The following is a 17,146-nucleotide window of genomic DNA, read 5'->3' as shown; positions in this document are numbered from 1 at the left end:
CGCCGCTTCGGCACTTCGACTTCCCTCAGTGAACGAAGCGGCGGTTGCTGAGCGTAGCCGAAGCACAACTCATTTTACAATAATCAGGTTTCCACGTATGCTCGGTTCCAGTCTTAGTGGCCAACATACCGTGTGTAAAACAGAATCGAGGTTATTGCCCTCAAAATAAGTCGTCACTTTACGATTGGCGATCTCGCGTGAGGTTTGTACCCGCACCTCAAATTGCCGTTGAATTTCTTCGAATACTTCTTGCAGCGGAGCCTCGTTGAAATAAAATTTGCCTTCTCGCCAGGCTGCGGTAGCCTGAGTAGTCAGCGTATAAGGAGCTACCAAATCCCCGTTTTCGTTGGTTTGGGTGTTTAATCCCGGGGTTAAAATTTGCTCCCCTTTTGGATTGGACACCCGCACTTTACCCGTAACACAAGCTACCGCAAAAGAGTTGCCCCGTACCCGCACATTGAAGCTGGTACCCAGCACTTCTACAGACCCTTTTGCTGTATTGACTACAAAACGGCGGCCTTTGGTGACTTTAAAAAATGCTTCACCTTCCAGCTCAATTTTGCGCGCCAGGCCCCAGCGCAAGGGGTGATAACTCACCTTACTGGCTGCGTTGAGCACCACACTGGAGCCATCGGGCAATTGATGCGTTTTCTGTTCGGCAATGCCAGCGCTGATGCTGCGCGTAGGATTGTAAAAAAAGGCTACCAGCAACAGTGTCACACAGGCCGCAGCAGCATAACTGAGCCAACGGCGCATGGGCCGAATGTTGGCTCCGCCACGGATTGGTACAATGGGGGTATCTTCGGCAACTGTTGCTTTTTCGGCAGTAGCTGCATCAATGCGATTCCACAGGTTTTGCAATTGCACTGGGCTAGGTTCCTCCTCTTGTACGCGCAAGGCAGCAGCAAGCAGGCGACCCTCCGCTACCTCAGTGGCTTTTTCCGGGTGCTCTTGCAGCCAGTTTTGCCAAAAAATGGCAGCTTCTTCATCGCCGGCCCTGACCCAGCGGATGAAGGAAGGTTCCTGGGCAAAGTCCAGGGAAGTGTAAGAGGTAAAGATTTCTGATTTCACATATTCAGGGTTTGCGTTTTATCGATCGCAACGGCGCCATCCGGCGCTTCGGCTTCGCTCAGCGACCGGATGGTGCCGCTGCGATTGATAAAACATTATTTGAACAACTCATCTAAATAAGCACTTCTTGTCTGGTTCGTATAACTCATTTTGCAAAGACCGAGTCCACTCTGCATCATACTGACACAAGCGCCATCGGTACGGGCGTCATCTAGGTGGGCACGATTGAGCACACAATGTCCCAATTCGTGAAAAACCACCATTTCTCGTTGTAGGGCACTGGCCGAATTCCAAAAGCTTTGATCAACGACCACTCTTTTGGTGCCGTTGGAGATCGTTTGACATTTGGCTGCCACATTGGCTTCTTCCAGTTCCATAAAAATCCCACTATACTGGGTCATGTTCAGGCTTAGTCCTCGTGCTTGGGCTTCAGTAGCAAAATCATCAAAAAGGGGTTGTAGCGCAGAATCCACTATAAAAGTTTCATCTTTGGTACAAGAAAAAATTGCAGTCAATAACAATGACCATATGATGAGCTTGTGCATTGATTCTCCATTTTACTGGGATAAGCCAGCAATTTCATTTATGTACTCAGATCAAGCCAAAAAAATTACACAACCAGACAATAAAAATCACCAAAAGGATTTGCCGCAGCGATTCGAGGGCTCTATGCGACAAATTTCGGGCAGATTGATAGTTCAATTCCATGATCTCGCCAATCTGGTTGTAATCCATATCGGCAAAATATTTCAGGTACAACACTTCACGTTGGCGTTCGCTAAGGGCAGCCATGGCTGCTTTCAGTTTGGACTCGCGTTCAGCATCCATTTCATGTTGAATCAACAATTGATCGATCCCAAAATCAGCCTGAAAATGGCGCTCTTCGGGTTCTTCGGAGGCAATTTTTTTCACTTGCCGATCCAGGGTTTTGACAATTTTGCGGCGGAGGGAAACGAATAAGTACTTGCGAATAGAATCGGTGGCTGAAATCCGCTGACGAGCATCCCACAGTTCAATAAATAAATCCTGAATGCAGTCTTCGACCAACTGAGCATCCGGCATAAACTTGCGGCCATATTTAAACAGTACCGCAGCATGGTCGCGGTAAATGTGTTCCAAGGCCTGTTTATCACCATCTTTTAATGCTTGCCAACGCTCTAAATCCGACATCTAGAAAAAAATTGAACAGGACGAATCCTGGTGAAAATTGAAAAACAAACGCATTTAAAAATCTTAACTTTTGTTCAGCCCACAATTTTTCAAATTTTTTTTCAAAAAACTGAGTACAAGATAAAAAACCTCGGCTTACTAAGGTATTCTAAGCATTCTTAACCCAAAAATTTCAAAAACCATGTTAAAGTCCATTTTGAAAATCAGCACGGTGTTTGCCCTTTTAGCCGCCATGCTGTTCACTGCCTGCCAGAAAGATGACCTTGTTGTGAGTGAAGACAACTTCACCCTTGGTGATCCATTACTTGGTCAGGGCCCACGCGGTCCTCGTGACACCACCCGTTGTTGTTTTGAATTCGTGTTCCCCATTAGTGTGGAATTGCCCAATGGTGACACCCTGGAAATCAAGGGCGAACGCGAACACAAACACTTCATCGAGCGTTGGAAAAACGCAAGCGTAAATGGCCGTCCCAAAATCATTTTCCCAATTGATGTAACCCTTGCTGATGGTTCAAACACTACACTTAACAGCCCAGAAGAGCTGAAGAAACTGATTGAATCTTGTTTACCAGATCGTCCCAAACCGAGCGTTTGTTACAAAGTGATTTTCCCAGTGAAGGTAAAAATGCCCAATGGCAACATTGTAACCATTAACAATCCTGAGGAATTCGCAACCCTGTTGAAAAGATGGCGTGAAAACAACCCAGATCCAGACAAACATCCTGAAATCATCTTCCCTTATGAAATCGAAAAAGGAGATGGTACCAAGGTTACGTTGAATGGTGTGGAAGATTTGCGGAAAATTCTGGCGGAATGTAAGCCTGGCCCCGATCGCCCAGGTCCTGATCGTCCAGGCCCAGATCCTCGCCCATGTTTCCGCATCGTTTTCCCGGACACCATTCAGCATCCTGATGGTAGCACGGCAGTAGCAAAAGATGCCGAAGATTTTGCCAAACAAACACTGGCTTGGCGCAGGGCACACCCTGCAGCTAGTGGCGTAACGATTGTAAAAATTCCTTTTAGCATTGTTTATCGCGACAGTACCCAAGCAGTGATTGCAACGCCTGAAGACCTGCGTAAAGCCAATGCCAAATGTGGCATTGATCCCACTCCTTGCTTTGACGTTATTTTCCCGGCCAAAGTAAAACTGCCTAGTGGTGTGGTGGTAGAAATCCGCTCTGCTGACGCTTTCCGTGATTTGATCGAGCGTTGGGTGAAAAACAACCCATTGTCTACTGATCGTCCAGAATTTGTCTTCCCCTACCGGGTGAAAACCAAAAATGGCAGAACGGTAGTGCTGAAAGACAAGGAAGATTTGCGGAAGTTATTGGCCAATTGCAAATAAGGAATGCGAATAATGGTGAGGATCTACGTTTACTAAACTTTTGAAGTTTAGTAAACGTAATCACCCCAAAAACCAACTTAAAACAGGATCCCCAGTTTATCCAATTCGACACATATTGAGCTTGAATGTATATGGGCCGCCGAAGCAATTTCGGTGGCTCTTTTTATTTTAACCCATTTTTATTTACCTTTCCCACTACACAGAAGAATCATGCAGGCCGAATTTGAATACCTTCAACAACTCGCTCAACAATACCATCAATTCTCCGAAGATCCAGCGCAATTGTATGCACACCTGGGGCAGCTGGATCAGCTAGTAGTACAAAATTTACTCAAGAAATACCAGCAGCTGTCTTTCCAACCCATCCAGCTTTTGCGCATGGAATGCTTGCGACAACTGGCGGAACAGCAAAAAATTGATGCCGCGAAAGTTGAAGAAATCAAACAACGCATTCGGCAAAAAAACCGCAGCTACTTTGCACACCTGGACGCAGATACCCTGGACCAACTCGACGTTTATCCCTTGGGAAATCGCGATCCTTTTCAAGGTTACCAAAAGCCGTTCAGTATCTTTTTGCCCTTGCTTTTTGAAGGTGAGGTTCAAAAGAAAACCCGGGCCTTTCTTGAAAGAATTGGTGAACAGCTTATTGCTGATTTGCATTTAAAAAAGTACGCCGTTAAAATTGGTGATTTTCGCTCCAGTTCCCCATTTGGAAGTAGTACGGCTAGTGTGAGTATCCACCTGGATATCCCCCAAGGGCACCTAAAATCCAATCAGTTTTTGTTAAAAATCGGCCAGATCAGCACCGCGGGCAAAATGGCTCCTGCAAAACTGAGCCTGGATAAAATGGTAGAAAACCAGCTTTGGGTCGTGCAATCCTATGCCGAAATCAAGGCTACTTTTGAAAAAATAAAAACCGAAGTCCTTGAGTTAAATGATAAAATATTGAAGCTGGCGCTTGATCAACCAAAGGGTAAAAGCGCTGTAACTTATTCAAACCTTGAAGATTCTACCTCGGCGGTAGTGCGCGAGCCCGAAGAGCCCATTTTTGCCCCCCGCTATCGCTACGAGGACGACCCTGATCGCCCCTTTATCCCCACCGAGCAATTTGTGCGTCTGATGCATTTGTTGAAGCGCAAACGCAACGTCATTTTGCAAGGGCCACCGGGAGTGGGTAAAACCTTCTTGGCCACCAAACTGGCCTATGGATTGATGGGTTTTAAAAACAGTGCGCAAATTCAGCGGCTTCAATTTCACCAATCTTATAGCTACGAGGATTTTGTGCAAGGTTTGCGGCCTGCCCCAAACGGTGGCTTTGAATTGCGCAACGGGGTCTTTTACCAATTGTGTCAAGTGGCACATGAACATCCAGACAAAGCCTATTTTTTGATCATTGATGAAATCAATCGCGGCAACCTGAGTAAAATTTTGGGTGAGCTACTCCAGTTGATCGAAGCCGATAAACGCGCCGAAACCTACGCCGTACGCCTCACCTACAGCCAGGCCACCGATCCCGATTTTTTTGTACCCCCCAATTTGTACCTGATCGGCACCATGAACACCGCCGACCGTTCGCTGGCGATCATCGACTATGCATTGCGGCGGCGTTTTGCCTTCATCGATATCGAACCTTGTTATGATCAAAGTTTTGTAGATCATTTGCAAAAACAGGGGATTTCGGCAACGCTGGCCCAGTTTATTGCCCAACAAATCCCGCGACTAAACGAAGAAATTGCCCGTGACCCCAACCTTGGCAAGGATTTTCGCCTGGGGCACAGCTATTTTTGTACTTACAATCCGGCCCTGGATGAATGGCAGTGGTATCAGGATTTGTTGCGCTATGAGATTCGGCCCATGCTGGAGGAAATGTGGTTTGATCAACCGGAGCGGGTGGATAAAGTTTTCCAAAACCTGGAAATTGCCCGGCCATGATCCCCATTCAAAACTTGTATTATCTGCTCTGTTATGCCTGGAATACCCTGGATGAAGCCGAACGGGTCAATATCCAAATTGAGCAATTCAAAAACCTGCCCGATTTGTTTGCCAAGGTGTTGATCAATGGCCTGAGGGTATTGTTCAAGCGGGGGCTGGATCACGATTATCAAGAGCTCGAACAGGTGGTAGAGGGCATCAAAGGGAAACTAAACTTGAGCGCCACCCTAAAAACCCAACAACTCTGGCACCGGCGCAGCATTTGCGAATTTGATGAATACAGCGCCGATACCCCCGCCAATCAAATTCTGGCAGCGACGGTACAACATTTGTTACAAACGCCCTCAGTAGATAAAGGCCTCAAAGCCGAGTTGCAACAATTGCAGCGGATGTTTCCACCCTTGAAGCGCATCACCCTGACGCCTCGTGCTTTTCAACAGGTGCAGCTGCGACGCGATCAACGTTTGTACCATTTCCTGCTGCACATTTGCCGCATCGTGGCCGAAAATCTGCTGCCAACGGAAACGGTAGGCCAGTTCAAATTTGTCGATTTTCGTCGTGACGACCGCAAGATGAACCGGGTGTTTGAATCTTTCCTCTTTCGTTTTTACCAAAAAGAACAACAGGAATATTGGGTGCGACGCGAGCAAATTCGCTGGCAGTGGGAAGCCCCTCAGGATCCGCAACATTTGAATTACCTGCCCATTATGGAAACGGATGTCACGCTGGAAAGTGCAAATCGAAAAATCATCATCGACGCAAAATATTATCGGCAGCCGCTGGGTGGAAGCCGCTTTGAAGTGGACAAACTTTTTTCCAGCAACCTCTACCAATTGTACAGCTATTTGCTCAATCAGGAGCAACGCGACGAACGTTCGCGTGTGGCTACGGGAATGCTCATTTACCCACAAACGGATCAGCCAATCAGGCTTGACTACCGTTTTGGAGCCCACGATATTTTAATTCGCAGTGTGAATTTGAATGCGCACTGGAGGGAGATTCACGAGGAGTTGTGGGGGCTTATTTTTTGAACCACCTTAGAATCCTCAGACACTTAAGAAAACCTCAGGCTTATTCTTCTTGAGTCTGCCTCAGGTGCCTGAGGTTTCTAAGGTGGTTCAAAAAATCAAAGTTCCAATTCCAAATTCAACTTCGCCGACTGCAATTCCGCCAAGGCATGTTGATCACTGACAGCTTTGGCCACTGCGATGCCTTTTTCATAGGTCGAAACCGCTTCCAACAAGGCTTCCTGCCGCTCGTACAACTTGGCGAGGTGATAAAAAGCACCAACATATTGAGGGTCTTTCTCCAGCAATTGCTGGTAGTAGTGCAATGCCTCGGAGTCATCTTCCAGTCCTTCGTACTCTTTGGCCAACGCAAACAGTACAAAAGTATCTGCCGGATCGGACTCCTGCATTTCCAACAGTTGAAGTAAACGATTACTGGACATAAACACTGATTTGTTATTAGGGTGAACTTTTTGCCCCTTAAAAAAGTTACAAAAGAGAATTTAGCGAATTTTCGCTAAATTAGTTTCGGCTTTGCTATCGAAATCCATATCTTTGCCAAAGCTAAAATAAAACTTCATTTTTGCCAAAAATACGTATTCGATGAAAATACTGGTCTGCGTGAGCAAAACGCCCGACACCACCACCAAAATCGCTTTTAACGCCAGCAACACTGAGCTGGACAGCAATGGGGTACAGTACATCATGAACCCCTACGATGAGTGGTATGCCCTGGTACGTGCACTTGAACTGAAGGAAGCCCTGGGTGGAACCGTTACCCTGATCAACGTTGGCCCTGCCGACAATGACCAGGTCATCCGCAAGGGTTTGGCCATTGGTGCCGACGATGCCGTACGCATCGACATGAACCCACCCAGCGCCCTGAATGTAGCTTTCCAAATTGCGGAATATGCCCGTGCGGAAAATTACGACCTGATTCTGGTGGGCAAAGAAACCATCGATTACAATGGCTCCGAAATTGGTGCCATGATTGCGGAATACCTGGATTTGCCCTTCGTGTCTTACGCCAGCAAACTGGACACCAGCGATGGCAAAACGGCAACGATCCAGCGCGACATCGAAGGTGGAGTAGAAGAAGTAGAAGTGGACATTCCTTTTGTGCTGAGTGCTGCCAAAGGCCTGGCTGAACAGCGCATTCCCAACATGAAAGGCATCATGATGGCCAAATCCAAAGCCTTGAAAGTAGTGGCTTCCGCTGCTTTTGAAGACAAGGCGGTAACGGTCCAATACACCTTGCCACCAGCCAAGTCGGCAGTAAAAATGATTGCCCCCGAAAACATGGAAGAGTTGGTGAAACTCCTGCATGAGGAAGCGAAAGTTATTTAACTTAAAAATATAAAAAGATGGTTCTCGTATTTGCTGAAAGCCAAAAAGGAAATTTCAAAAAAGCCGCCTTCGAAGCGGTGACTTACGGATATAAAACGGCTCAGGTGCTCGGCACTGAATGTATAGCCTTGGCCCTGGGTACGGCCCACAATGCAGCTGATCTAGGTTTGTACGGTGCGAGCAAGGTATTGCACGTTGCTGATGCGGCGCTCGATCAATTTGACAGCCAGGTTTATGCCAAGGTTATCGCCGAGGCCAGCCAACAGGCAGGTGCTAAGGTGATCGTGTTGAGCCACTCCTCCACTGGGAAGTCGATCCATGGCCGTTTGGCCGCACGTCTGAGCGCAGGTTCGGTAGCCGGTGTCAATAGCGTGCCAACAACTGATGGTGGTTTCAAAGTGAAAAAAGGAGTATTCTCTGGCAAAGCCATTGCCGAGTACGAGATCAAATCGGAGGTGAAGGTCTTGTCGGTAATGGGTAACTCCCTGCAACCTGCTGTAGTAGGCAGTGCCGCCCCGGTTGAAGCCCTCGCGATTGCCGTACCTGCTAGCCGCGTAAAGGTAAAATCGGTCAGTCGCATCGAAGGCATTGTGCCACTGCCAGAAGCAGAACTGGTCGTATCCGCAGGTCGAGGTATGAAAGGCCCGGAAAACTGGGGCATCGTGGAAGACCTGGCCAATGTGCTGGGCGCTACCACCGCTTGCTCTCGCCCGGTTGCCGACGTACACTGGCGTCCTCACCACGAACACGTGGGCCAAACCGGAATCGCCATCCGCCCCAACCTCTACATCGCCATCGGCATTTCCGGTGCCATCCAGCACCTTGCCGGGGTCAACAACTCTAAAACCATCGTGGTCATCAACAAAGACCCCGAAGCTCCGTTCTTCAAGGCTGCTGACTACGGCGTGGTAGGCGACCTTTTTGAAGTGGTGCCCAAGTTGACGGAGGCGTTTAAGCAATTTAAAGCAGCGGAATGAGAGATGAAAGATGAGAGATGAAAGAGGCTACCGCAGCGTTTTTGACGATGACCTTGTCTAAATCTCTGCGGTAGCCTATTTCATCTTTCATCTCTCATCTTTCCTTCAAAACGCTCCACACCATCCTCGGCGACTTCCCACCCATCCTTACCATTTTCACCCACAACAGGGTCATGTGCTCCAGGTGCAGGGCCTGACTTAATGCACCCGTGTCGAGGGTTTCGAAACCCAAGTCAGTATTGAGCTGGGTGACTTGGGCTTTCGCGTCAGCATCATTTCCACAAATAAACATGGCGGTTTTTATAGCGTACTCGGGGAAACTGCTGTTCTCCAGGTTCTCGTAGCCATAGATCGTGTAGGCCTTGACCACATGGGCATCGGGTGCCAATTCCTGAACGACTTCCGCGCCTGAACGTTCACTCTTGAGGCCGTGGGAAACGCCAGGACCGACGGGGTTCGTGCAATCGATGAGCGTTTTTCCCTTGAACTGCAATCCACTCAGTAATTCCGAGACGGCCTTGAAGGGGGTAGCCACAAACACTACGTCGGCTGCATCGATGGCCACCTGCAGGGGCTGAACCGGCCAATGAGGGTTATGCGCCAGTGCCTCGCGGACGCTATCCGAGTTGCCGTCCGGATGGGCGATGATGATTTGGTGGCCGTGGTGTTGGAGTCGGTTGGCGAGGGCAAAACCTACATTGCCGATGCCGATGAATGCGAGGGTCATATGCTACGTCTTTTAGAAGCTGTTTGATTAAAATTCATGGCGCAAAAAGAGGCCAAGGTTGTCCGTATTGGTCCAGGTATTTCGGCCGTTTTGACTGAAGTCCGCCCCCAGGCCGTACTGCCAATCCTTTGCTTTTAGCCCAAGTCTAAACCGTTGAATCAGGCTAAATGTTTTGTTTTCCACCGCCGGAAAAGCATTGACCAATTCCAGCTGGGTATACAAATGTAAGCGTTCCGAAAGTGGCGGTGTATAGCGGGTCAGCACAAAAAAGTCAACATTCGGCTCCGTCTGTAACTCGGCTACCACCCAGCTGAAGAATGTAAAATCTTTGGCCAGTTTGGCGTACTGCAGGCCCGCTTTGGGATAAATCCCCCGATTGAGTAACTGCGCCACCACTACCGGAGCAAAGCCCTTCCAGTCCGGATGGTTGTAAGATAGGGCTTCGGTAAACCCAAACTGGGGCAAGTATGCGCTGGAAGTTTGGCGGTAATCGACGCTGGCGCGGTTGCGGTTGAAAAACAAAACCCGGGAGTTGTTGCCATCGTGCTTCTTGAGGTATTTAAAAAACATCAAGTCGAAGCTGGTCTTTTCATGCCCGAGTAAAATTTCCACCGGGATTTGGGCACTGGCATTGCTCCCGATCAGGAACAACACCAATGCCAAACTTAAAGATTTCAGGTATTTCATCTTAATTGATGCTGGTGAGAATGCCCAAAAATTCGCCCGGATTGACCACAAAAGGCAAGTGGGAAGTGGCCATGGTGAAGGTCTTTTTGATGCTTCCATTGGCCTTCACCATTTGTTGTTGCAGTTCGTAGCCCACGGCGGCGTCCTTGCTGGTGTGGATGTAATATTTGGGCACCGCGCCAAAGTTTTTGGCCGTCAAAACAACCTTTTCACCCAGTGGTTTGGCAGGTTCCGCTTTGTGGTATTTGACCAGTGCTTCTTTCATAAAATCGGGACAATCGGCGCATACAGCAGGGGCAATCAGGTCTTTTTTGATGCTCGCCGCTGAATAATTTGCGTTGAATTCCAGCGCGCCTCCTACTTTGCTTTCTGAATCCTTTTTGGACAAAGTCAACAAATCTTCACCATTGCGGGGCAGGTATGCGCTGACGTAGATGATCTTGTCAATTTTAGCGGTCAAATTTTCAGCAACCTGCGAAGCCACTATCCCCGCCATGCTATGGGCCACCAAAATCACTTTACCCGTTTGGGCATTGATGGCGTTGCTGACGGTTTTGACGTAAGCAGCCAGGGAAACCTGGTTGGCAGGAGTCAGGTCAATGCCGTGTGCAGGCAAATTGACTACCACCACATTGGCGCGTTTGGCCAGGTCATTGCGGACAAAACCCCAGGCGCTTTCATCGGCCCAGGCCCCATGAACCAGAACATAGGTGGGATAGCGTTTTTTGTCTTCCTCCAGGGCTTTGAGCACCAGTTTGGCCGCAGCCTCGCCACTATTTTGTTGCTGGCCGGTGATCAGGTTGCCGTCTTTAACTGCATAGGCGGAAAAGGGTGCCCCACACTCGTACTTGCTGTTGGGCATTTTGCGCGCCAGGTCTTCGATGCGGAAGGGCTGGATTTGTTGGCCTACGTAGTTGTCGGCGTATTGTTCTTCGCTGGAGGCAAAACCCGTCCACCGTTTGCCTTCCACCAGGTACTTGCCATTGGGCAATTTGGCTTTGATTAAAATACAGGTGCCGTGGCAAATGGCCGCCGTGGGTTTGCCAGTTTGGTAAAAATTGACAAAAAACTGGTGCAGCTCGGTGTTTTCGTAAAAAGTATACATCGGCCCCTGCCCACCACATACAAAGATGGCTTTGTAATCTTGTGGATTGACCGTAGACAATTTGAGGGTGTTTTTGGTCAAAGCCATTTTAGCGGGGTCTTTTTTAAAACCCAGTGAAACGTAATCAAAGGCTGCGTATTGGCTGGGGTCTTCGGGATCGCTGAATCCGTCAAATTTGATTTCGCCACCTTCCGGGGAGGCAATATCAACGCTGTATCCGGCTTCGCTAAATACCCAGTACGGGTGCGCCAACTCGGCGTACCACACGCCGATGGGCCAGCCAGTTTGTTTGCTCACCGAGGGGTTGGAGGCAATCATCAACACTTTGCCATTGTTTCCGGCATTGTGTTGGGCAAAGCTTGGAATCAGGAATAGTGAGGCAAAAACAACAAGGATGATCTTTTTCATTGATTCGGAATTTGTCTAGTGGGTTAAAAAGTCTCCACAAAATTCCAGCTTATACCTACCTTTGTAAAGTGTTTAACCCAAAAGTGCGATACACACTTTTTGGTAAGTATGGACGAATCGAAGGGCGATAAAAAATAAGTGCTTATTTTTGCCCCAATACCAATCCTTTCAGCATGCCAGATTTTATTTACAAAGGAAAAGTGTATTATAATCCGGTACAATTGGTGATGGAGCAACTGGGTGGGGTGTGGAAAATGCCCATCCTCTGGCGCCTACAATTCAATACCTTGCGCTACAGTGAACTGCGCCGCGACATTCCCCATATTTCGGATAAAATGTTGACCTCTCAATTGCGGGAGTTGGAGGAAGATGGCTACATCGACCGGAAGGTGTACGCGGTGGTGCCTCCAAAAACGGAATATAGTTTGACGGAAAAAGGCAAAGGGAGTATTGAGCTGATTACACGGATCAGGGAGTATGGGCTGGGGTTGATGAAGGAGGCGGAGGGGTAATTATTAGATTCGATTCTGATTATCAAACCCATTCAAATCTATTCTACTTTAATTAGCCGAACCGAGCATTTAAGATTACTTTCCGCATCAGAGATAAAAGGCCAAATTTGATCCTTCTTTTCTGATTTTGGACCATAAAAATGCTTTTGGAAAATTTGGACACTACCATCTGCTTCCACTACCTCTGTAGCAGGTTTCACCCAGTATGCATTTTCCTCGCCCACCTGACCAAGCTGTCCTTCTGAATACACGCCAGGGAATGAGGTGATGTTCAAGCCTGCTTTGACTTCTTTTCCTACCCTCACCAAGCCATGTTCTTCCACCAGGCCAGAACCAAAGTGGCGTTCCAGTTTGCGCCAATCTTTCCAGGTCGGCAAGCGCCAGCCAGTTAGCTGTTCGTCCAGTTGTTTGGCTTCTTTCCAGGAATAAAGTACCTGTTGGCAGGTGCTATCCAGGCATTTGCTGCCAGGGATAGGGACGTGTACATCTTCGGCAGTCCAGGTGACACCGTCGATGGTGATGGTGAGGAATTCGGGGTCGGGAATAAGGGGCTTTTTTTGTGTTGGATTGGCATAAAAGAACAGGATGATAGGAAAAAGGATGGAGGAGATCATATGGTGGAGTTTAATTTTTGCTATTCACTTTTCACTATTCACCCTGCCTTCTGAATCTGCTTTAACCATTTCCTACGACCTTCCACCTGGTAAGTCACCTTCACTTGGTTGTCAATGTATTTCAACACCATATCGTTGGCTTCCTGTGGCACCTGGATTTTCACCCGGCCATCGGCAGCATCTACGCCGATGCGGTGTTTGGTGGAGTCGACCATGCCCAAAATCCCTTCTACCACGCGCAAGATGCCTTTTTCAACTTTGGCAGTTCCAGTGGATTTGTGGTGCTTTTTGTTGATTTCTTTGAACAAGGCGCGCAATTCTGCGGCAATTTCTTCCGAAGGATTCCCACTTAGGGCATGGCTCAACCACTTTTCGGCTTCGCGCAACTGGCCGCATTCCTTAGCCAGAACGGCGGCACTTTTGAGGATGATGGAGCGGGTGGGTTCTGCGTCCAACAATTCCAGATACCCCTGAGCAACCTCTTTTTCCAGTTGGTAAGCTTTTTGGTACAAGTCTAAAGAACGATCAAACTGTCCTTTCTCCTTGGCCATCCAAGCTTCCTGGGCCAGGAGGTTGGCCTGACGGTGGGTGCTGCGCAATTGACGTGCTGTTTGTGTCATTTTTTTACGTAGGAAGCTTTTGGTGTTCCAAACTCGGTTACACAAATATACGCAGGCAAACCGGAATTATCCGATCGCTTGGTCTGTTGTTTTTTGATCGCCACTCTTTTTTCTACGGTATTGGTTTTGCTCTCCTTGCGAATACCCGACACTTCCAAACGCGCCAGGTAAAAATTGTATTCGTCCTCTTCATCACAGAGGTAGAAATCAAAACCATTATTGCCCATGGTTGGTTCCACTGCACTACAATTTTTTACTAAAATGGTACTGAGCAAGACCGCGATGCACATGGTGCCGTAATCGGTGGTACGGCTGGGTTCTTGGTACGATTTGCGGATATTTTCTGAAATTTCCAAAGTCCAATGGAGCTGGATATTGTTTTTATCCCCACGTTCGTTGATGGTGACGGGTAGGACTGTGCCGGATAGATGGTTTTGGTCATCCATACATACAGCGGCGGCTTCGAGCATGGCGGTGGCGTAGCCGGGGGCGAGGGCGTTGAGGGTGGTGATTTGGTCTAAATCCAGTTCTTTATTCACGAGCTAATAATTATTGCTCAAGTTATTTCCAAATAAATCGAAAAGCAAAAAAACAAAATGCCCAGCAAAGTTCCCCTTGCCAGGCATTTTAAAAGTGTCGCTTACATGATGGAAAACAAAAAAGAAAAAATGAAAAGGACTAGTACGTCACAATAACGCTAGTCAACATTATCGTCTAAAAAAGCATTGCGTTCGGAGATGTCGAGTTCTTCATCGTCGCTGATGGTCCAGCGGGAGAAGGCCTGTTCGTTGGCAGCGGGTACGTCGTCGAGGTGGATGCCGCGGCGCAGATAGGCAGGTTCACCTTCCATGTTGTTGACCATCTGTGGATTGTTCAACTTCTGTGGATTGATCTCACTGCGCAAACGCTCCTTGCGGCGCTGTTCCATTTCCTGGCGGCGGCGGCGTTCCTCTTCCATCCGGTCATGGTCCTCTTTTACAAAAGGCTCATCGTACCCATGTTTGTTGCTGCGCTGGTATTTTTCGATGGTGGAGCGGATGTTGTCGAACTCCACGGTATTTTGACCCTTGCGGGTATCTGGCTCAGATTCAGTGATTTCCTTCAAACCATAACGAACTGTGCCCAAGTCTTTTTTTTGGCGCACATCGTCATCGTCCAAAGATACCTTGATCTTTTGGTCACCTTTGGCTGGCATTGCTTCATCCACCGAAGGTGCGTTGAAGCCAGTAGCGATGATGGTCACGCTGAGTTTGTCGCCCAGGCGCTCATCGAAGCAGTTACCCCAGATTAGGTCAGTGCCATAACCCGCTTCCTCTTGTACGAATTCGGTGATCTCAAAGATTTCGTCCATGGTCACTTCCTTGCGGCCTGAGGTGATGTTCAGCAGGATGTGGCGAGCGCCCCGGATGTCGTTTTCTTCCAGCAATGGAGAGTGCAGTGCCTCATCCACGGCCCGACGGGCACGGTCGTCACCTTCCGCGCTGGCGGTGCCCATGATGGCCATACCAGAGTTGGACATTACGGTGCGAACGTCTTCGAAGTCCACGTTGACATAACCAGGAACCGTGATGATTTCGGCGATCCCTTTGGCGGCAGTAGTCAGGATGTTGTCCGCTTTGGCGAATGCATCCGAAACCGACAAGTTGCCATAAATCTGCCGCAGTTTATCGTTGGAAATGATGATGATCGTATCCACGTTTTTGCGCAGCTCCGACAGTCCTTCCACGCCCTGCATCACCCGGCGGCGACCTTCAAAATTGAAGGGCAAAGTCACGATACCTACCGTGAGGATACCCATTTCGCGGGCCGTTTTGGCAATGATTGGAGCAGCACCGGTACCGGTTCCACCACCCATACCAGCGGTTACGAACAACATTTTGCAGTCGTCACCCAGGTATTTGCGCACCTCATCGATGGAGCTTTCACAAGCTTCCTTACCCCGGGAAGGGTGTGATCCTGCGCCCAAACCTTCGGTACCCAAGGGAATCTGAATCGGAACGGGACTGGCTTCCATAGCCTGCACATCGGTATTGCAGATGGCAAAATCTACACCAACGATACCTTGCTTAAACATGTGTGTGACGGCATTGCTACCGCCTCCACCGACGCCCAACACCTTGATGATGGAGCCTTTATTTTTTGGCATATCGAAAAGCATACCTTGCATATTTTTCGAGCTTTTTAAGATTATGCTCTTGGGTTTATAAATCCGCGTCCGGTTCAGCTTCGAACCATTCCTTGGTTTTTTTGAATAAGCTATCGATCCAACGTCCTCCGGGTGCTGTTCGGGATTCTTCTTCTTCCTCAACACTGGCCACTTTAGGCGTGCTCAGGTTTTCCTTAGGCGTTTCTACTGCCGCGACTGGCGTCTCGGTAGCAGGTTCATTGAAGCGACCTTTTTCCCGGTCTTCAATGCCCTTCATCAACAAACCGATCGCCGTAGCGTAAATCGGGCTGCTCAACTGCTCAGTGTAGCCATGAGCCAGTGGCTCGATGGGTAAGCCGATCCGGGTTGGCAAACCGGTATGGTATTCGGAGAGTTTTTCGATGTGGCTGAGCAATGCGCCACCGCCCGTCAGGACGATCCCGGCAATGAGTTTGCGCTCATAGCCAGAACGGCGGATTTCCCATACCACATAATCGAGGATTTCTTCCACCCGCGCCTGGATGATCCGGGCCAGGTTTTTCTCCGAAATCTCTTTATGGTCACGACCACGCACCCCGGGAATGGTAATGATGCGGTTGTCGTATACTTCGTCGGCAAGGGCTGAACCAAACTTTACTTTCAGTTTTTCAGCCTGTTGAGGCATCACCGTGCAGCCTTCCTTGATGTCTTTGGTGATCACGTTACCACCAAATGGAATCACTGCCGTGTGGCGAATGATGCCGTCCTGGAAGATGGTGATGTCGGTGGTTCCGCCACCGATATCCACCAGGGCTACGCCTGCTTCACGTTCCTCTTCGTTGAGCACGGACATGGCTGAAGCGATGGGCTCCAGGGTCATGTTGGCAACCCGCAAACCGGATTTTTCCACGCAACGATAGAGGTTGTTAGAGGCAGCGATTTGGCCGGTGATGATGTGGAAATTGGCTTCCAAACGAACGCCCGACATCCCGATCGGATCGAGGATGCCCTGCTCGTTGTCTACCGCGTATTCCTGTGGAATGACGTGGATGATTTTGTCTCCGGGAGGCAACACCAGTTTGAACATGTCTCCGATCAGTCGATCGATGTCCTCCTGGCTGATTTCCACAATATTGTTGTCGCGCATGAGGATACCCCGGTGTTGCAAGCTCTTGATGTGCTGGCCGGCAATACCTACGTGAACCCAATCGAAATTGGCGTTCACGCCTCTACGTGCGGCGATGACTGCTTCAGAAATAGCATTAACGGTTTTTTCGATATTGGAGACCACTCCGCGCAGTACGCCTTCAGAGTTGACTTTACCAACACCCAAAATTTCTAGTTTTCCATGCTGATTCTTACGTCCCGCGATGGCACATACTTTGGTCGTGCCGATGTCTACGGCTACCACCACGTCTGATTTGCGAGCATTTGTTTCCATCATGAATGTTCAATTTGGCCTTTTCACCAAAATGGGAATGTAGGCGGTTAGTTCGGAG

Annotated in this window: 18 protein-coding genes; 6 read left to right on the top strand and 12 right to left on the bottom strand. The window is 48.8% G+C overall.

The annotated features are described in order from the left end of the window. Positions 1 to 69: 69 nt before the first annotated feature. The 3 genes from SFV55_RS01335 to SFV55_RS01325 form a co-directional block, all read right to left on the bottom strand. Complete coding sequence (locus SFV55_RS01335) at positions 70 to 1,071, bottom strand: FecR domain-containing protein (protein WP_320027644.1); 1,002 nt, start codon at positions 1,069 to 1,071, stop codon at positions 70 to 72. Positions 1,072 to 1,166: 95 nt separating this feature from the next. After that, positions 1,167 to 1,616, bottom strand: a complete 450-nt coding sequence (locus SFV55_RS01330) for a hypothetical protein (RefSeq protein WP_320027643.1) — start codon at positions 1,614 to 1,616, stop codon at positions 1,167 to 1,169. A 46-nt stretch (positions 1,617 to 1,662) separates the two neighbouring features. Next, positions 1,663 to 2,241 carry a sigma-70 family RNA polymerase sigma factor gene (locus tag SFV55_RS01325; RefSeq protein ID WP_320027642.1) on the bottom strand — a complete coding sequence of 193 codons (579 nt, stop codon included), beginning with the start codon at positions 2,239 to 2,241 and terminating at the stop codon, positions 1,663 to 1,665. Between the two features lie 181 nt (positions 2,242 to 2,422). Between SFV55_RS01325 and SFV55_RS01320 the strand changes: the two genes are divergently transcribed. The 3 genes from SFV55_RS01320 (at position 2,423) to mcrC (ending at position 6,549) form a co-directional block, all read left to right on the top strand. Further along, positions 2,423 to 3,586, top strand: coding sequence for a hypothetical protein (locus SFV55_RS01320; protein WP_320027641.1), 1,164 nt, complete (start codon positions 2,423 to 2,425; stop codon positions 3,584 to 3,586). A gap of 210 nt (positions 3,587 to 3,796) precedes the next feature. Further along, positions 3,797 to 5,518 (top strand): AAA family ATPase, encoded by a 1,722-nt coding sequence (locus tag SFV55_RS01315; RefSeq protein ID WP_320027640.1) that lies wholly within the window; start codon positions 3,797 to 3,799, stop codon positions 5,516 to 5,518. Further along, a complete protein-coding gene (gene mcrC, locus SFV55_RS01310) occupies positions 5,515 to 6,549 on the top strand; it encodes a 5-methylcytosine-specific restriction endonuclease system specificity protein McrC (RefSeq protein ID WP_320027639.1) in 1,035 nt (344 codons plus the stop codon). The genes SFV55_RS01315 and mcrC overlap by 4 nt, the downstream gene beginning before the upstream one ends. A 95-nt stretch (positions 6,550 to 6,644) precedes the next feature. Here the strand turns inward: mcrC and SFV55_RS01305 are convergent, their stop codons facing one another. Beyond that, on the bottom strand, positions 6,645 to 6,968 hold the full coding sequence (locus tag SFV55_RS01305) for a tetratricopeptide repeat protein (RefSeq protein WP_320027638.1): 324 nt from the start codon (positions 6,966 to 6,968) through the stop codon (positions 6,645 to 6,647). A 160-nt stretch (positions 6,969 to 7,128) separates the two neighbouring features. On the opposite strand from SFV55_RS01305, the gene SFV55_RS01300 reads away from it, so the two are divergent. Further along, positions 7,129 to 7,872, top strand: coding sequence for an electron transfer flavoprotein subunit beta/FixA family protein (locus SFV55_RS01300; protein ID WP_320027637.1), 744 nt, complete (start codon positions 7,129 to 7,131; stop codon positions 7,870 to 7,872). A gap of 17 nt (positions 7,873 to 7,889) precedes the next feature. Beyond that, positions 7,890 to 8,849: an electron transfer flavoprotein subunit alpha/FixB family protein gene (locus SFV55_RS01295; protein ID WP_320027636.1), complete on the top strand. Its 960-nt coding sequence runs from the start codon at positions 7,890 to 7,892 to the stop codon at positions 8,847 to 8,849. Between the two features lie 94 nt (positions 8,850 to 8,943). On the opposite strand, the gene SFV55_RS01290 is transcribed toward SFV55_RS01295, so the two are convergent. From SFV55_RS01290 to SFV55_RS01280, 3 genes are read right to left on the bottom strand one after another with little or no spacing between them, the layout of a single operon-like run. Continuing rightward, positions 8,944 to 9,576, bottom strand: a complete 633-nt coding sequence (locus SFV55_RS01290) for an NADPH-dependent F420 reductase (RefSeq protein WP_320027635.1) — start codon at positions 9,574 to 9,576, stop codon at positions 8,944 to 8,946. Positions 9,577 to 9,603: 27 nt separating this feature from the next. Continuing rightward, a complete protein-coding gene (locus tag SFV55_RS01285; RefSeq protein WP_320027634.1) occupies positions 9,604 to 10,263 on the bottom strand; it encodes a hypothetical protein in 660 nt (219 codons plus the stop codon). Position 10,264: 1 nt separating this feature from the next. Then, positions 10,265 to 11,776 (bottom strand): alpha/beta fold hydrolase, encoded by a 1,512-nt coding sequence (locus SFV55_RS01280; RefSeq protein WP_320027633.1) that lies wholly within the window; start codon positions 11,774 to 11,776, stop codon positions 10,265 to 10,267. 173 nt (positions 11,777 to 11,949) lie between these two features. Between SFV55_RS01280 and SFV55_RS01275 the strand changes: the two genes are divergently transcribed. Continuing rightward, the gene (locus SFV55_RS01275) at positions 11,950 to 12,288 is read left to right on the top strand and encodes a helix-turn-helix domain-containing protein (RefSeq protein ID WP_320027632.1); all 339 of its coding nucleotides are present in this window, start codon (positions 11,950 to 11,952) and stop codon (positions 12,286 to 12,288) included. Positions 12,289 to 12,326: 38 nt separating this feature from the next. On the opposite strand, the gene SFV55_RS01270 is transcribed toward SFV55_RS01275, so the two are convergent. The 5 genes from SFV55_RS01270 to ftsA all read right to left on the bottom strand — a co-directional run bounded on the left by SFV55_RS01270 (position 12,327) and on the right by ftsA (position 17,091). Further along, positions 12,327 to 12,902, bottom strand: coding sequence for a hypothetical protein (locus tag SFV55_RS01270; protein ID WP_320027631.1), 576 nt, complete (start codon positions 12,900 to 12,902; stop codon positions 12,327 to 12,329). Between the two features lie 38 nt (positions 12,903 to 12,940). After that, positions 12,941 to 13,522, bottom strand: coding sequence for a hypothetical protein (locus tag SFV55_RS01265; RefSeq protein ID WP_320027630.1), 582 nt, complete (start codon positions 13,520 to 13,522; stop codon positions 12,941 to 12,943). Next, a complete protein-coding gene (locus tag SFV55_RS01260; RefSeq protein ID WP_320027629.1) occupies positions 13,519 to 14,061 on the bottom strand; it encodes a hypothetical protein in 543 nt (180 codons plus the stop codon). Before SFV55_RS01260 ends, SFV55_RS01265 begins: the two co-directional genes overlap by 4 nt. A gap of 158 nt (positions 14,062 to 14,219) precedes the next feature. Continuing rightward, the gene (gene ftsZ / locus SFV55_RS01255; protein WP_320027628.1) at positions 14,220 to 15,680 is read right to left on the bottom strand and encodes a cell division protein FtsZ; all 1,461 of its coding nucleotides are present in this window, start codon (positions 15,678 to 15,680) and stop codon (positions 14,220 to 14,222) included. A gap of 43 nt (positions 15,681 to 15,723) precedes the next feature. Then, positions 15,724 to 17,091 carry a cell division protein FtsA gene (gene ftsA, locus SFV55_RS01250; protein WP_320027627.1) on the bottom strand — a complete coding sequence of 456 codons (1,368 nt, stop codon included), beginning with the start codon at positions 17,089 to 17,091 and terminating at the stop codon, positions 15,724 to 15,726. Between the last annotated feature and the right edge of the window lie 55 nt (positions 17,092 to 17,146).

Source organism: Haliscomenobacter sp., from assembly GCF_033763495.1.
In the GTDB taxonomy this organism is placed as follows: Bacteria; Bacteroidota; Bacteroidia; order Chitinophagales; family Saprospiraceae; genus Haliscomenobacter.
This window is presented reverse-complemented; position numbering and strand designations above follow the sequence as displayed.

Bases quoted from the DNA above. Each gene is read 5' to 3' on its own strand.
- SFV55_RS01330 (WP_320027643.1), bottom strand. From the start codon at position 1,616: ATGCACAAGCTCATCATATGGTCATTGTTATTGACTGCAATTTTTTCT.
- SFV55_RS01325 (WP_320027642.1), bottom strand. From the start codon at position 2,241: ATGTCGGATTTAGAGCGTTGGCAAGCATTAAAAGATGGTGATAAACAG.
- SFV55_RS01320 (WP_320027641.1), top strand. From the start codon at position 2,423: ATGTTAAAGTCCATTTTGAAAATCAGCACGGTGTTTGCCCTTTTAGCC.
- SFV55_RS01315 (WP_320027640.1), top strand. From the start codon at position 3,797: ATGCAGGCCGAATTTGAATACCTTCAACAACTCGCTCAACAATACCAT.
- mcrC (WP_320027639.1), top strand. From the start codon at position 5,515: ATGATCCCCATTCAAAACTTGTATTATCTGCTCTGTTATGCCTGGAAT.
- SFV55_RS01305 (WP_320027638.1), bottom strand. From the start codon at position 6,968: ATGTCCAGTAATCGTTTACTTCAACTGTTGGAAATGCAGGAGTCCGAT.
- SFV55_RS01300 (WP_320027637.1), top strand. From the start codon at position 7,129: ATGAAAATACTGGTCTGCGTGAGCAAAACGCCCGACACCACCACCAAA.
- SFV55_RS01295 (WP_320027636.1), top strand. From the start codon at position 7,890: ATGGTTCTCGTATTTGCTGAAAGCCAAAAAGGAAATTTCAAAAAAGCC.
- SFV55_RS01290 (WP_320027635.1), bottom strand. From the start codon at position 9,576: ATGACCCTCGCATTCATCGGCATCGGCAATGTAGGTTTTGCCCTCGCC.
- SFV55_RS01285 (WP_320027634.1), bottom strand. From the start codon at position 10,263: ATGAAATACCTGAAATCTTTAAGTTTGGCATTGGTGTTGTTCCTGATC.
- SFV55_RS01280 (WP_320027633.1), bottom strand. From the start codon at position 11,776: ATGAAAAAGATCATCCTTGTTGTTTTTGCCTCACTATTCCTGATTCCA.
- SFV55_RS01275 (WP_320027632.1), top strand. From the start codon at position 11,950: ATGCCAGATTTTATTTACAAAGGAAAAGTGTATTATAATCCGGTACAA.
- SFV55_RS01270 (WP_320027631.1), bottom strand. From the start codon at position 12,902: ATGATCTCCTCCATCCTTTTTCCTATCATCCTGTTCTTTTATGCCAAT.
- SFV55_RS01265 (WP_320027630.1), bottom strand. From the start codon at position 13,522: ATGACACAAACAGCACGTCAATTGCGCAGCACCCACCGTCAGGCCAAC.
- ftsZ (WP_320027628.1), bottom strand. From the start codon at position 15,680: ATGCTTTTCGATATGCCAAAAAATAAAGGCTCCATCATCAAGGTGTTG.
- ftsA (WP_320027627.1), bottom strand. From the start codon at position 17,091: ATGATGGAAACAAATGCTCGCAAATCAGACGTGGTGGTAGCCGTAGAC.